Origin of the sequence: Pontibacter sp. E15-1, assembly GCF_022601975.1 — a bacterium.
Taxonomy (GTDB): Bacteria; Bacteroidota; Bacteroidia; order Cytophagales; family Hymenobacteraceae; genus Pontibacter.
Genome location: NZ_JAKVIR010000007.1, coordinates 131,829 through 146,157, shown reverse-complemented (window position 1 = coordinate 146,157; position 14,329 = coordinate 131,829). Strand labels below are relative to the sequence as shown.

Genomic DNA, 14,329 nt, shown 5'->3' with positions numbered 1-14,329 from the left:
TTCCGGCTTGTAACCCACAGGTATGCCGTAATGTTTTGCTATGATTGCAGGAAGTGTAGTCACAACCCGGGAAACTGGCGGGCTTCTGGGGGTAACGTTATCTTATGCACGTTATACCTGCCTCAGGCAATGGCCTCGTTGATGTTCGGCAACCTGCCGAAGCGGTGCAACGTGGCGATGTGTGAGCGCACGGCCTTGCCAAACGTCTCGTTTTCGAGGTATGGGATGTTGAACTCAGCGGCCGTCTCCTTCACGATACTGGAAATGGCCGGGTAATGCACATGGCACACGCGCGGGAAGAGGTGGTGCTCCACCTGAAAGTTGAGTCCGCCCACGTACCACGACAACAGCTTGTTATGGCGCGCAAAATTCACGGTGGTGTTCATCTGATGGATCGCCCAGTCGTTCTCGATGTTGCCGTTCGCGTCGGGGCGCGGGTGGCTGGTGCCCTCCACGGTATGGGCCAGCTGGAAAACCACCGTCAGGATAATGCCGGCCACGAAGTGCATCAGCAGGAAGCCCAGCAACACCTCCAGAAAAGGTATATGGAACAGCGCCACCGGCAGCACCAGCACAACGCAGAAGTATACCACCTTTATGGCGATAATCTTGAAGAGCATCTTTCTGTTCTCCTTAACCGAGTTTGCGTTCACGCCATTTTTGATAAAAAGGCCATACTGCACAAAATCCTTGGCTACAACCCAGTACAAGGTCAGGAGCCCGTAAAACAGGAACGCGTACACCCACTGAATTTTATGGAAGAACTTAACCCTGGAGTGCGGGTTGAAGCGCAGCACCAGCCTGTCCTGTATGTCCTCGTCCATCTCTACCACATTGGTATAGGTATGGTGCAGGATGTTGTGCTGCAGTTTCCAGTTAAAAGAAGATCCTCCCACCAGGTTCAGGGTGTTGCCCATCAGGGAGTTCACGCGCTTGCTGGCCGAAAAGGCCCCGTGGTTGGCGTCGTGCATCACGCTCATCCCAATGCCGGCCACGCCCAGGCCCATCACAAACCAGAGCAGCAGACTCAGCGGAAACGCAGGCTGGAAGGCCAGAAGCACGATAAAAGGCAGGGTATACGTCAGCAGCAGCACCACGCTTTTCACCACCATGGCGGTGTTAGCGGTTTTAGGGATATCGTTTTGGAGAAAGTAAGCATCCACGCGCTTGCGCAGGGTAGCGAAGAAGAGGTTTTTGTCCGTTGAGACGAATTTTATTTTGCCTTTTATTTTCATAATGGGAGAATATGCGGGAATTAGAATGGTACTCACCAAAAGAGGCTAAAAGAGCGTAGGAGTGAATCGCGGATTATATACAAAAGCGTTTAAAAAGAATTTAAGTTCATCCGGGGGTATGGCTTTAAATCACCCAAAATCCTGCCTCAGCGCTAAAAACATGGCTTGCTGGCTACTCGTGCGGCCAGGCAGGCAGATGATGCAGACTGACTTAGGTACAAAAACGCTGCCAGGATCAAAAGATTGCTTGCAGAACCGAAACAGGTATGGGCTACAGACACAGCCCCGACAATTGCACAGTATGGCAAAGCCAGCCCTTTCGGCACTTCGTTTCTTCTACCTCTACTCTCCGGACCGTATATAAAGAGGCTGACCGGAATCCCGGGCAGCCTCTTCTGTAGCTAGGGTATAAACCTGCTTATAAGTGTATCACCTCGTCGTACGCCGCGGCGGCAGCCTCCATCACGGCCTCGCTCATGGTTGGGTGCGGGTGCACGGCCTTGATGATCTCGTGGCCTGTGGTCTCCAGCTTGCGGGCAACCACCACTTCCGCGATCATCTCCGTCACGTTGGCACCGATCATGTGCGCGCCCAGGAACTCGCCATACTTGGCATCAAAGATCACTTTCACGAAGCCGTCTTTCACGCCGCCGGCGCTTGCCTTGCCCGAAGCGGAGAATGGGAACTTGCCCACCTTAATCTCCAATCCCTGCTCGCGTGCCGCCTTCTCAGTCATACCCACCGATGCGATCTCGGGAGAGCAGTAGGTACAGCCCGGTATGTTGCCGTAGTTGAGCGGCTCCGGGTTTTGTCCCGCTATTTTCTCCACGCAGATAATGCCCTCAGCCGATGCCACGTGCGCCAGCGCTGGGCCCGGCACGATGTCGCCGATGGCGTAAATGCCGTCCACGGAGGTTTTGTAGAAGTCATCCACGATCACGCGGCCGCGGTCTACCTTGATGCCCAGCTCCTCGATGCCGATGTTCTCCAGGTTCGTCTGGATACCCACCGCCGAAAGCACCACTTCCGCGTCCAGGGTCTGCTCGCCTTTGGCTGTCTTCACTTTCACCTTACAGATCTTGCCGCTGGTGTCTACGGAGGCAACTTCTGCGTCGGTCATGATGTCGATACCGGCTTTTTTGAATGACTTCGCGAGTTGTTTGGACACCTCTTCGTCCTCTACCGGCACAATGTTGGGCAGGTACTCCACCACCGTCACTTTCGTGCCCATGGCGTTGTAGAAGTAGGCAAACTCCACCCCGATGGCACCAGAGCCAACCACGACCATCGATTCTGGCAATTTATCCAGCGCCATGGCCTGGCGGTACCCGATGATCTTCTTGCCGTCGATCGGCAGGCTAGGCAGCTCGCGCGAGCGGGCCCCTGTTGCCAGTATAATGCTTGTTGCCTCTATCGTCTCTTTCTTGCCGTCGGCGTTCGTCACCTCTACCTTGCCCTTGCCCGTTACCTTGCCGGTGCCCATGATGGCATCGATCTTGTTTTTGCGGAAAAGGAACTGAATGCCCTTGCTCATGCCGTCGGCCACGCCGCGGCTGCGCTTGATCACGCCGCCGAAGTCTACAGACGCCTCGCCTACCGTGATGCCGTAGTCAGCCGCATGGTTGATGTATTCGAAAACATTCGCGCTCTTTAGCAGTGCCTTGGTCGGGATGCAGCCCCAGTTCAGGCAAATGCCACCCAGCGACTCGCGCTCGATCACACCCACCTTCAGGCCGAGTTGCGACGCGCGGATAGCCGCCACATAGCCGCCCGGGCCACTACCAACCACTACTAAATCGTATTTTGATGCCATAGTCTCTTTGTTATATAGTTGATTGAACAAAAATAATCTTAAATACTAACACTGCAAAACCCACAAGGCAATGGCGGCAGGCTTTTGGCACAATCCTGTGAAAATGTCGGTACTATATAGCGGAAGATCTATAAATTAAAGATTTCTCTTTCATGCCACAGCCGATCTTTTGTTCTTTATGCTGCGGAACGACAAGGTATACCCCGGCATGATAAAAATCGCAATTCTTTTTTACTTTCTCATTTCTGTGCTATCGGCACAGGCCCAGCACACGGTTAAAGACTACTTCGTGCTCGGCAACAGCAACTTTAAGGCAGGCCGCTATACCGAGGCCATCGACGCCTACGACCAGGCGCTGCTGCTCGACCCCTCCAACGTGGTCACGCTCACGAACCGGGGCGTGACCAAAGACCGGCTCCATGATTACTGGAACGCCATACAGGATTTCAGCAAGGCCATCGCGGCCGACTCTGCCCACGCCGAGGCCTACCTGAGCCGCGGCCTCTCCCGCTACAACCGCAAAGACTACCGCACCGCCCTCCTCGACTTTGACAAAGGCATCGCCCTCTCGCCCGCCGACGCCCGGGCCTATAACAACCGGGGCCTGGTGCGCTACGCCCTCAAAGACTATAGCGGAGCCATTGCCGACTACTCCAAGGCCATTTTGCTGGACTCCGCCTACGCTGAGGCCTACTACAACAGCGGCGGGCCGAAGTATAACCTCGGCGACAAGGCCGGGGCCTGTGACGACTGGGCCAAAGCCAGCGCGCTAGGCCTGAAAGACGCGGAAAACTATCTGAAAAAGTACTGCAAATAAATTTTGCAGAAAGTTATACCTGCTGTTACACCCTACCCTTTTTTGTCCCCCTTCAAAGAGTGACTTTAACAAACTGAGCTGCTATTTTGCGTAATGTCATTTATACCCCCTGAAAAAGAAAAAGAGGCGCTGACAGTGCGCCTCTTTTTTCTTTTCAGGATGCTTTCTTCAGTTCATTTATACCCCGCTTGGATTCCCTGGTTTGCCGGAAGCCATCAGCTCCTGACGGGCATTTGTCGGGTCTACCGCCTCCAGCTTCCGTAGCGTCTCTTCTTTTGTGGCTGTAAACTCCGCCGCATGGTTCTTTTTGATCGGGTTGGCAAGCGGAAGCTTCACGCTCAGGGCGTCCACCTGGCGGCCGTTTTTCCAGAAGCGGTAGCAGAGGTGCGGGCCGGTGGCCAGCCCTGTGCTGCCTACATAGCCGATGGTCTGGCCCTGCTGCACGCGTTGGCCCGGTCGCATACCCTTCGCGAATTTAGACATGTGCAGGTATTGGGTGGTATAGGTCTTGTTGTGCTTGATCTTCACGTAGTAGCCATTGCCGCGGGTATAGCGGGCCTCCAGCACCACGCCATCGCCCACCGTGCGGATGGGAGTGCCGCGTGGCGCGGCAAAATCGGTACCCAGGTGCGCCTTGTAGCGCTTCTGCACCGGGTGGAAACGGCGCTTGGAGAATCGCGAGCTGATGCGGGAGTACTCCAGCGGCTCCTTCAGGAAGGCTTTTTTCATGCTCTTTCCGTCCGCGTCGTAGTAGCTGGGGCCGTCGCCCTGGTCGAAGGCGATGGCGTAGAGCGGTTTGCCGCTGTGCTCAAAATAGGCGGCCTTCAGGTTGCTGAACCCGATGGTGGAGCCGTTCACCACTTTCTCGTCGTAGATCAGCTTAAACTTATCGCCCGGCTGAATGCGGTTCAGGTTGAGGCGCCAGGCATAGATATCGGCAAACTTGTTGACGAGCTGCGGGGAGCCCCCGGCCGCCACAATCGACTCGAACAGCGAGCTTTTGATCTCTCCGGCCAGCGTGCGCTCCATCACTTCCATCTTCCGCTCCACCTTCGTCACGGCCATCTCGCCGCGCAGGTCATACACGATGTACGCTAGCTTGCTTGGCTCATATATAAAATAGCGGGCGGTTTGGGCGGCGTCGTTGGCGTGCAGCAAGGTATACCCGCGATTGGCTGCAATACGGCGCAGGTTAAACACCTCCTTTGATTTTCTCGCCAGCTCGTCGATCTGGGCAGGGCTGATGTTGTAGCCAGAGAGGATCTCCGACAGGCTCTCGCCCCGCTTTACCTGCGCCTGCACGATTGTGAGGGAATCGGTGGCGATGCCATACACGACCGGGGCCGGCAGCTTTATGGTCATTGGCGCGGTTGGGGTTGGGGCAGGCAGGCGCTCCGCAGGCTGCGCCATCAGGGTTTCTGTACCGAATTGCAGCGTCTTTTCCGCTGTAACGAAAATGAGGAGCAATAAAGCGATGAGGGTGGCAAGCCCTTTGGTGCTTTGTAACATCACGTAATACCTTTGGTTGAAAATCGACACGAAAATAGGCTTAAACCATCACAAATAAAAACATAGCGAAAGGCAATATTCAGATTATAAATATGTTACCACAATTTCCCTGCCACGCACAATAGTACTGTTTTGCTTGTATAAATGCCCATAGCACGCCTGCCATACCTACCTAAGCACCACACGCCCAATTATTTACTCCCCGGATTCGGGTAGCCGTTGGCACAGACTCCTGAATATTAAAAACTTTTATATCTTTGGCCCCTATGAAAGCATTAGAAGGAAAAGTGGCTCTGGTTACCGGGGCATCCAAAGGAATAGGGCGTGCCATCGCTCAGAAATTCGTGGAGTTGGGCGCCCAGGTGGCGTTCACATACCTCTCGAGCGTGGAGAAGGGCCAGCAACTGGAGCAGGAACTGTCTGCCAACGGCGGCAGGGCCAAAGGCTACCGCTCCGACGCCGCCGACACGGCCCAGGCCGAACAGCTGGTGGAGGACGTGGTAAAGGAGTTCGGCAAGCTGGACATCGTGGTGAACAACGCCGGCATTACCCGCGACGGGCTGCTGATGCGCATGAACGAGGAGCAGTGGGACTCCGTGATCAACACCAACCTGAAATCGGTGTTTAACGTGACCAAAGCTGCCACCAAGCATATGATGCGCGCCAAGTACGGTTCCCTGATCAACATCACCTCGGTGGTGGGCATCAAAGGCAACGCCGGTCAGGCCAACTATGCCGCCTCAAAGGCCGGTATCATCGGCTTCACCAAGTCGGTGGCGCTGGAGCTGGGCTCCCGCAACATCCGTTGCAACGCCATCGCCCCGGGCTTCATCGAAACCGAGATGACCGGCGAGCTGGACCAGAAAGTGGTGGACGAGTGGCGCAAGGCCATACCCCTGAAGCGGGGCGGCACACCAGAGGACGTGGCCAACGCGGCTGTTTTCCTGGCCTCCGACCAGTCGGCCTACATCAGCGGACAGGTGCTGCAGGTAGACGGCGGCATGCTGACGTAATTCTGGATAGCTGAATTTTGGATGGGTAAATCCGAAGGGATTGCTTGACAAACATATTTGAAAGACCAATGCCCTGACTTTTGCGTTAGCAGCATTGGTCTTTTTCATTTACCTTTAGATTGATCGTTAAACACGAAACGAGTGCCAGGCAATTTTCTCGGCGCTTGTTTACGTTTCATTTTAGAGCGATAACCTGACAAGCCCCCCATACCGGTGGACAAGTCAGACGCATTCGTGATTCGGAACCCGTAATTAATTAAGTTGACTTCATTTAAACTGATCACCACTTCTTCGCCCTGGTTGATTCTGGCCTGCCTGGCTGTGGGGCTGGCCTATGCGTGGCTGTTGTATAGCAAGCGCACGCCCTGGCCTACCCCGATCAACTACCTGCTGGCCGCCTTACGGCTTGTGGTAGTCAGCGCTTTGTGCTTTCTGCTGCTGGGGCCCCTGGTGCGCTACGTGGCCAACACCACCGTGAAGCCCACCATCGTGTTCGCAGTGGACAACTCGCAGTCGGTGGCGCTGTTCTCCGACTCTTCCCAGCTACAGCAGGCCGCAACCAGGCTGGAGGCCATGCGCCAGAAGCTGGCCGATGAAGGCTACCTTACCCAGGTGCGCACCCTAAACACGCCAGCGCAAAACCAGGAAACCCTATCCGGCATCCCCTATACCTCTGAAACGACGAACCTGAGCCAGCTGCTCTCGGAGGTGCAGCAGGAGCATGCCGGGCAGAACCTGGCAGGGGTCATTTTGCTGTCGGATGGCATCGCGAATCAGGGCATCTCCCCGACCTATACCAGCTTCAGCTACCCCATCTACCCCGTGGCGGTGGGCGACACGATCCCGAAAAAGGATGTTCTGGTTGCCTCGCTGCGCTATAACAAGGTAAACTACAGCGGCAACCGTTTTCCGCTAGAGGTAGAGTTGCAGCACGAGGGCTTCGGCGGCACCTCGGCCACCATTGTCCTGCAGGAGAACGGCAAAACCATTGAGCAAAGAACCGTGACGCTGCCGGCAAACCAGGCGCTGCTGCAAGTGCCCTTTCGGGTGCTGGCAGGGGGCGTGGGCAAGCGCCATTACCAGGTGCAGGTGCTGCCGCTAACGGGCGAGTTCACCACGCTCAACAACACCAAGCACGCCTATATCGATGTGGTGAAGGGCAAGATAAAAGTGCTGGTGGCCGCCGCCGCCCCACACCCCGACCTGAAAGCCATCCGGGCCGCCATCGAATCGAACGAGAACTACGAGACAACGCTTTTCATACCCAGCCTCACTACCCTCAGGCAACAGGACTACGACGTGGCCCTGCTCCACCAGCTCCCGGGCCGGGTGTCTGGCGGCCAGGAGGCGCTCGAGTATGTGCGCCAGAAGAAACTGCCCGTTCTCTATATCCTCGGCCCGCAGAGCGACCTGGGCGCCTACAACCGCCTGAACGCGGGCATCACAATCAGCACAAACGGCCAGACCGACGAGGTGACGCCTGTGGCCAGCGGCAACTTCAGCACGTTTAAGCTGCCCGAGGGGGCTGCCGACAGGCTGCAGCAGTATCCTCCGGTCCGGGTGCCTTTCGGTGAGACGCGCCTGGCCGCCAACACCGAGATTATCCTGTACCAGCAGGTGGGCCGGGTGCGCACCGACAAGCCGCTGCTGGCCGTGCAAACCGCTGGCGACCAGCGCCACGCCACGCTCCTCGCCTCGGGCACCTGGCAGTGGCGCATTACCGAGGCCGCCAACAACAACGGACAGCCCGAGGTGTATGACAAGCTGATCACCAACCTGATTCAGCTCCTCAGCGCACCGCGCAACAAAAAGCGCCTGAACGTATACCCGACGCAGGAAGAGTATACCAGTTCCGATGAAATCCGGTTCAACGCGGAGGCATACAACGAGGCGCTGGAGCCCATTTACGGCCAGAACATCACGCTGCGCATTACCGGCGAGGATGGCCAGGCCCGCAGCTTTACTTTCGCCAACGGCGAGGACCAGACAGGCGTGAACATCGGCTCGCTGGCAGGGGGGCGCTATACCTATACCGCCACGGCCTCCATAAACGGGCAGCAGCAGCAGGACAAGGGTGAGTTTGTGGTGCAGGAGCTGCAACTCGAGGCGCTCAATGCCGTGGCCGACCATACCCTGCTTTACCAGCTGGCCAGCAACACCAACTCCAGGGTATACTATCCCGCCCAGCTCGGCCAGCTAGAGCAGGACATCCTGAACGCAGACCAGAAAGACATCATATACAGCTCCGAGGAACTGAACGAGCTGGTAGACCAGAAATGGCTGTTTTTCCTGTTGCTGGGGCTGGTGTGCGTTGAGTGGTTTGTGCGGAAATACAATGGCAGCTATTGATTTTGTGCCGGGAACTAGCTCCGCCACGCAAAACGCCACGGACGCTGATAGGAGAGGTATAAACCATATGAGAAGCCCTTTGTATACATGCTGATGACAACCCTGCTTGCCCCCACCCTGCTGGAAACGGAGCGGCTCTTCCTGCGGGAGCTGACCCCGGAAAGCTATACCCAGCTCTTCCAATCGGCCAGCGACCGGGAGATCAAGAAGTACCTGGGCCTTGCCTCCGTAACAGAGTTCCGTGAAGCCAAAAGACGCTTTGAGGATGGTATGACCACCTATTATACCTCCTTCCGAAACTTTCATCTGCTGGACAAAACGGACCTGCGGGTAATTGGCCGTTGCGACTTCCATACCTGGGTGCCCACGCACAAGCGGGCTGAGGTCGGGTATACCATCACCAGCGCGGCCCATAAAAACAAAGGGCTGATGACAGAGGCGCTTCAGGCCGTGCTCGCCTACGGGTTCGGGAAGATGGACCTGTACCGGGTGGAGGCGCTGGCCTCGCCCAAAAACGTGCCCTCGCTGCAATTGCTCAAACGCTATAATTTCAGTAAAGAGGGCCTGCTACGGAATCATTACATGGTAAACGGTGTGTTGGAAGACTCCCTGCTGTTCGCGCTGCTGCGCCCCGAGTTTGAGGAGCGCCAGGCCGCCAGGGTACAGCACCAGGCGCAACCCGATTCATAATTCTAAATCTCAAATACTTACTCCTTTGAAATACTACATCCTCAACAAGCCCTTCGAAGTCCTGACGCAGTTTACCGACGAGGCGGGCCGCGCCACCCTGAAAGACTTCGTGGACATCCCCAACATCTACCCCGTCGGCCGCCTCGACTACGACAGCGAGGGCCTTGTGCTGCTCACCGACGACAAGACGCTGCAGCACCGCCTCTCCGACCCCCAGTTTAAAGTAGAAAAAACCTATCTGGCCCAGGTGGAGGGCATCCCCTCGGATGAAGCCCTGACGCGGCTGCGCCTAGGCGTGCGGATAAAGGAGACGAAAACCTCCCCGGCCAAGGTGCAGGTGCTGGAAGAGGAACCGCAGGTATGGGAACGCTCCACCCCGATCCGTTTCCGGCAGAGCATCCCGACGGCCTGGATGGAAATCAAGATTTCGCAGGGTATGAACCGCCAGGTGCGCCGCATGACGGCCGCCGTGGGCTTCCCCACACTGCGCCTCATCCGCCCGGCCATCGGCCCGATCAGCCTGGGCAAGCTGCAACCCGGCGAGTACCGCGAGCTGACACCCGAGGAAGTGACCCAGCTCAAAGCCATTGCTGCGCAGGGCGGCGGCTCGAAAGGCAGCAACAGCGGATTCCGGAGTCGCAGCACCGGCGGCAACAAAGGGAAACGCGGCGGCCAGAGCGGCTTCCGCAAGCAAATCAACTAATGTTTTGAGGCAGCTGCTTCAGCTGAAAACTGAGTAGGTTTTATACCATCAGCATGTTGCCTCTTCGTGTCACTTGCAAGTTTAGCGGTTTTTTTGATCGGGCACATCTTCCCAATTCCAGCTGCTTTAGTGTATGAGTATATACACATTGGCGATAATCAGGGCTGCCATAGTGAGGTGGTAGGCCAGCCAACGCTTGGATATATTTCTGTGGTATATCATCATGAGATAGTGATTTAATCCTGATTTATCCATCCCTGCCAGGAACAGGGCTGTTTCATTCTCGTGTATGGCGCCCCGAAAGCTTTCGGGGTGTCTTGCAATAACGTCAAGTCTGATACTCGACTGGGCCAAAGGACCGCATTTTACCTGCGCGATAGGTATAAATTTAACTAGACCGAGACCGCCTTGTTCCTGGAAGGGGTGGATTTAGTCAGAGCAGATAATCGCAAATTATACTGCTATCAAATAGCTTCTGCGCCTGTGGAAGTGCAGAATAACCCACCCCTACCCCTCCCAAGAGGGGAATTGCACTACTAGTAAGGCAGGGCTGTATGCGCTCTTCAATTGATAGTGGTATAAGAATAGCTATAACGCTTTGTTTGCTGTTGCAGCAAAAAGGAATTGCAGGGAAGCAGCAGCAAGTTTTATCGCTGCAACCTCCCTGCAATCATCCTTCTCTATTCAGGGCTTATTTACTTCCCCGCTTACCGCCACGTTTTCCGGGGCCGCCCATACCCTTCTCAGCCTCCTGGATCTTCTTGAGGTTTTCCTCCCCAACCAGGGCCTTGATCTCGGCGTTTCTGCTGGCTTGCAGCGCCTGCATTTGCTCCCGGTCAGGCCGCTCGCTGCCTTGCTGGCGAAGCGCGTCCATCTCGTTGAAGTGCTTGGTGTAGATGGCGCTGAGGCTGCTCCACTGGTCTTCAGACAGCGTAACCGTCTCTTTCAGCTTGGCAGTCGTCTTCTCCACGCGCTGCTCTACCGGTATGTCTTTCTGGTCGCGCGGCCCTTGTTGCGCCACGCTCGTTCCGAGTACTGACAGCATCACAGCTGCCGCTAAAATCACTTTTTTCATTTTTCTTTCAGTTTATGGTTAAGTAAAAAATATCTGGGTGTTGTTTAAAAATCAAGTTTGCTGTTCCCCTGCCCTGCTATACTGCCTCGGCCATGAGTCCCTAAGCCAGCGCGAGGGTATGGGCCGGAAACTAACAACGTGCTACCCTTGCGGCATCGGCCCTGGCATACCGCCCGGCGGCGGTCCGTCGGGGAAGCCCCGCTCCTGCCGTGGCGCATCTCCGCTGCCGAAATTGCGTAGGTTGTAGGTGAAGGTGAGCATGAAAAAACGCTGCAACGCGCTCGACTGCACATCCTCGACATACTGCGCCGCCAGGTTTCGCTGCAGGCTCACGTTCTGCTGCAGCAGGTCGTTCACGCTCAGGCTTATCTCGGCCTGCTGGTTTTTGAACAGCTTTTTGCTCAGGCTCATGTTCCAGAGCAGGTAATTGCTGTCGTAGGCATCAGACAAACCAGCGTAGGATTGTTGGTTCAGCTCGGTGCGGTATACCAGGCCCTTCCAGAAGGTATAACTGAGTTTCAGGTTGGTGTTCTGGTTGAAGTAATTGCTGTTGAACTCCGGCTGCAGCGAGTTGTGCACCAGGTTATAGGTTGAGTTTGTGGAGAGCGTGAAGTCGACATTCTCGCTGATATTGCTGCTCAGCGTAAGCCCCAACCCGGCATTGGGCGATGAAACGTAGCTCAGCGCTCCGTTGCTCAGCCCCGGCGTCCGGGTATAGCCCAGCGAGCCGCGCACCCCTATATTCGAGCTGAGGAAATTAATCGGCTGGCCGTAGTGCACAAACGTGCGCAGGTTCCAGTAGCCATCCAGGTTCACGGGCTGCACAAGCTGCTGCCCCTCTGCCAGCACCTGCCCGTCTGCTAAGGCAACTTCCTCCCCCTCGGCCCGCGTGATGCTGTTGCCGATGTAGTTCTGGGTCACGTTTCCGAACAATCCCACAAAAAACACCTGGTTGGCCTCGTGGTTAAAATCGCGCAGGCCTCCCCTGAAGCTGTGCTGGTAGCTTGGCTGCAAGGCGGCGTTTCCTTGCGTCAGCTGCAACGGGTTGGTATAATCCACTACCTCCTGCAACTGCAGCACGTTGGGCGGGTTCAGGCTGGTATTGTATCTGAAGTCGATGTTCCGGGTATCAGTCAGCTTGTAACGCAGCTGCGCATCGGGCAGTATGGCGGCAAAATCGCGCTCAAGGCTGCTCGCTTCCGGAAACGTCTGCTCGCTTTGCAAGGCGGCCACCTGGTATCCGGCCCCCACACTTAGCCGCAGCTTATCGGTGGTGTGCTGGTATCCTGTTCGGAAGCGCTGCGTCAGGTAGTCGCTCCCGAAGCTGTTGGTCTGCGCGGTGTCCAGTCGGGTATAGCCCTGCTCCGTCAATCCAAAAGTACTCCTGTCCGATGTGTTCCACTGGTTGCCGATGGTATACTGCAGTTGCAACTGGCCCTGCTGGCCAACCGGCTCGGTATAGGCCACCTCTCCTTCCCATTCAAGCCCGGTTCTCTCCAGTGCCAGCTGCTGGTCCTGCACCAGGGGGTTGGCGGCATCGGTGGCGTACACTGTGTTTGCCTGCAAGGTGCTCTCGCCGTCAAAGGCGCTCATACTGGTTTTCAGGCTAGTGGAAAAAGTGCGGCCCGGCAGACCGAATTTATGGCTGAATAACAGGTTGTTCTCAAACGTATAGCTGGTGTTGTCGGAGGCTGTGCTGTTCTGCGTCTCATTGATGGCTCCGTTGTCATTGGCCGTAACGGCGGTTAGCTCCTGGCTCACTTGCTGCTGCTCCACCCGCAGGCTGGGGGTATACAGCAGGCGGTTGTTTTCGTTGATGGCATAGTCGAGGCGGAGGTTAAAGCTGTGGTTCATGGTGTTGGTGTTGCTCAGGTTGTCCTCGGTGTATACCCTCCCGGAGTCTGCCGGCAGGATGTATTGCTGCACCCGCGACTGGTTGTTCTGGATGTCGCGCTGCGTAAACTTGTAGTTACCGGACACGTCCACTTTATCGCCCCAGGTATCCGAATAGTTCAGCCCGAAGGTGTTGGTAGCGATCAGGCCGCTGGTGGTGCCCCCGTCCATTGGCGGACGACGTCCCCGCATCCCCCCGCCCGGCGTCTCACCGATCGAGAAATCGAGCATGTTGATGTTGTTGGTGATTCCGGTGAAGGTAATGCGGCGATCTCCCTGGAAATAGTTGAGGCTGGCGCCCAGCATATAGCGGTTGTCGGTGCCATACCCTGCCGAGGCCTTCCCGAAAACCCCGTTCTTGCTCCCTGGCTTTGTCACGATGTTGATGGTTTTGGCCTCATTCCCGTCACTCACGCCCGTAAGCTCTGCTTGATCGCTCTTTTTGTCAAAAATCTCGATGCTCGCGATGATATCGGCGGGCAGGTTGCGCAGGGCCGTGCTCGGGTCGCCCTCAAAAAAGCGCTTTCCGTCCACCAGCACCTGCTTCACGTCCTGGCCCTGCGCCTGTATGGTGCCGTCTTGGATGGTGACGCCCGGCATCTTCTGCACGAGGTCTTCTGCGCTGGCGTCGGGGGCCGTCTTAAACGCCCCTGCGTTGTAAGAGGTCGTGTCTCCTTTCTGCTCGCCCAACGGCACGTGGCCCACCACCTGCACCTCCCGGATGGCGGTGCTGCTCTCCTCCATTTCCAGGTTGCCCAGGTTTACAAAGTCCTGCTTCACCAGCACACTTTTAACAAGCTGCGAAAAGCCCAGGTAGCTGATCTCGAGGGTATACATGCCCGGCACCACGCCCTCGAACTTGAAGTTTCCGTTGGCGTCTGCAGACAGGCCGGTTTTGGAATTATAGGTGATGCGCGTCAGTTCCACGCGGGCACCGGGCAGTGCGGCCTTGTCGGTGGCGCTTTGCACCGTTCCGAAAACGTTTACGCCCTGGGCAAGCACCTGCGAAACGGTGCAAACGGCGAATAGGAGGAGCAGTATCTTTTTCATGGCATCTTTCACTACAGCAGCTGCATGTGTCGCAGCTTGTGGTGTAAAGGTGCCTGCTTTTGGGAAGTGTTACCAGCGAAAGGAAAGCGAAGCGGACAAAGTGGCACTTGAAGCGGACAGGAAAGTCCCTATCGCATGCTAAGCATCACACAGAAAGCAGTTTATACCATACCCGCCCTGGC

10 protein-coding genes are annotated in these 14,329 nt (G+C 56.3%); 5 read left to right on the top strand and 5 right to left on the bottom strand.

Annotated elements, in window-relative coordinates:
- Positions 1 to 122: 122 nt before the first annotated feature.
- The gene (locus MKJ04_RS06590; protein WP_241640538.1) at positions 123 to 1,235 is read right to left on the bottom strand and encodes a fatty acid desaturase family protein; all 1,113 of its coding nucleotides are present in this window, start codon (positions 1,233 to 1,235) and stop codon (positions 123 to 125) included.
- A 418-nt stretch (positions 1,236 to 1,653) separates the two neighbouring features.
- Positions 1,654 to 3,048 (bottom strand): dihydrolipoyl dehydrogenase, encoded by a 1,395-nt coding sequence (gene lpdA / locus MKJ04_RS06585; protein WP_241640536.1) that lies wholly within the window; start codon positions 3,046 to 3,048, stop codon positions 1,654 to 1,656.
- A 208-nt stretch (positions 3,049 to 3,256) separates the two neighbouring features.
- On the opposite strand from lpdA, the gene MKJ04_RS06580 reads away from it, so the two are divergent.
- Positions 3,257 to 3,865, top strand: coding sequence for a tetratricopeptide repeat protein (locus tag MKJ04_RS06580; protein ID WP_241640534.1), 609 nt, complete (start codon positions 3,257 to 3,259; stop codon positions 3,863 to 3,865).
- Positions 3,866 to 4,042: 177 nt separating this feature from the next.
- Here the strand turns inward: MKJ04_RS06580 and MKJ04_RS06575 are convergent, their stop codons facing one another.
- Positions 4,043 to 5,374, bottom strand: a complete 1,332-nt coding sequence (locus tag MKJ04_RS06575) for a peptidoglycan DD-metalloendopeptidase family protein (protein WP_241640532.1) — start codon at positions 5,372 to 5,374, stop codon at positions 4,043 to 4,045.
- Positions 5,375 to 5,640: 266 nt separating this feature from the next.
- On the opposite strand from MKJ04_RS06575, the gene fabG reads away from it, so the two are divergent.
- The 4 genes from fabG to MKJ04_RS06555 all read left to right on the top strand — a co-directional run bounded on the left by fabG (position 5,641) and on the right by MKJ04_RS06555 (position 10,129).
- Positions 5,641 to 6,387 carry a 3-oxoacyl-[acyl-carrier-protein] reductase gene (gene fabG / locus MKJ04_RS06570; protein ID WP_241640530.1) on the top strand — a complete coding sequence of 249 codons (747 nt, stop codon included), beginning with the start codon at positions 5,641 to 5,643 and terminating at the stop codon, positions 6,385 to 6,387.
- A gap of 261 nt (positions 6,388 to 6,648) precedes the next feature.
- Complete coding sequence (locus MKJ04_RS06565; RefSeq protein ID WP_241640523.1) at positions 6,649 to 8,736, top strand: vWA domain-containing protein; 2,088 nt, start codon at positions 6,649 to 6,651, stop codon at positions 8,734 to 8,736.
- An 87-nt stretch (positions 8,737 to 8,823) separates the two neighbouring features.
- A complete protein-coding gene (locus MKJ04_RS06560; RefSeq protein WP_241640521.1) occupies positions 8,824 to 9,426 on the top strand; it encodes a GNAT family N-acetyltransferase in 603 nt (200 codons plus the stop codon).
- A 25-nt stretch (positions 9,427 to 9,451) separates the two neighbouring features.
- On the top strand, positions 9,452 to 10,129 hold the full coding sequence (locus MKJ04_RS06555; RefSeq protein WP_241640519.1) for a pseudouridine synthase: 678 nt from the start codon (positions 9,452 to 9,454) through the stop codon (positions 10,127 to 10,129).
- Between the two features lie 691 nt (positions 10,130 to 10,820).
- On the opposite strand, the gene MKJ04_RS06550 is transcribed toward MKJ04_RS06555, so the two are convergent.
- Positions 10,821 to 11,204 (bottom strand): hypothetical protein, encoded by a 384-nt coding sequence (locus MKJ04_RS06550; protein ID WP_241640512.1) that lies wholly within the window; start codon positions 11,202 to 11,204, stop codon positions 10,821 to 10,823.
- 141 nt (positions 11,205 to 11,345) lie between these two features.
- A complete protein-coding gene (locus tag MKJ04_RS06545) occupies positions 11,346 to 14,147 on the bottom strand; it encodes an outer membrane beta-barrel protein (RefSeq protein WP_241640511.1) in 2,802 nt (933 codons plus the stop codon).
- Between the last annotated feature and the right edge of the window lie 182 nt (positions 14,148 to 14,329).

Excerpts from the sequence above, each read along its gene's own strand:
- MKJ04_RS06545 (WP_241640511.1), bottom strand. The coding sequence starts at position 14,147 with ATGAAAAAGATACTGCTCCTCCTATTCGCCGTTTGCACCGTTTCGCAG.
- lpdA (WP_241640536.1), bottom strand. The coding sequence starts at position 3,048 with ATGGCATCAAAATACGATTTAGTAGTGGTTGGTAGTGGCCCGGGCGGC.
- MKJ04_RS06550 (WP_241640512.1), bottom strand. The coding sequence starts at position 11,204 with ATGAAAAAAGTGATTTTAGCGGCAGCTGTGATGCTGTCAGTACTCGGA.
- MKJ04_RS06560 (WP_241640521.1), top strand. The coding sequence starts at position 8,824 with ATGCTGATGACAACCCTGCTTGCCCCCACCCTGCTGGAAACGGAGCGG.
- MKJ04_RS06575 (WP_241640532.1), bottom strand. The coding sequence starts at position 5,374 with ATGTTACAAAGCACCAAAGGGCTTGCCACCCTCATCGCTTTATTGCTC.
- MKJ04_RS06590 (WP_241640538.1), bottom strand. The coding sequence starts at position 1,235 with ATGAAAATAAAAGGCAAAATAAAATTCGTCTCAACGGACAAAAACCTC.
- fabG (WP_241640530.1), top strand. The coding sequence starts at position 5,641 with ATGAAAGCATTAGAAGGAAAAGTGGCTCTGGTTACCGGGGCATCCAAA.
- MKJ04_RS06580 (WP_241640534.1), top strand. The coding sequence starts at position 3,257 with ATGATAAAAATCGCAATTCTTTTTTACTTTCTCATTTCTGTGCTATCG.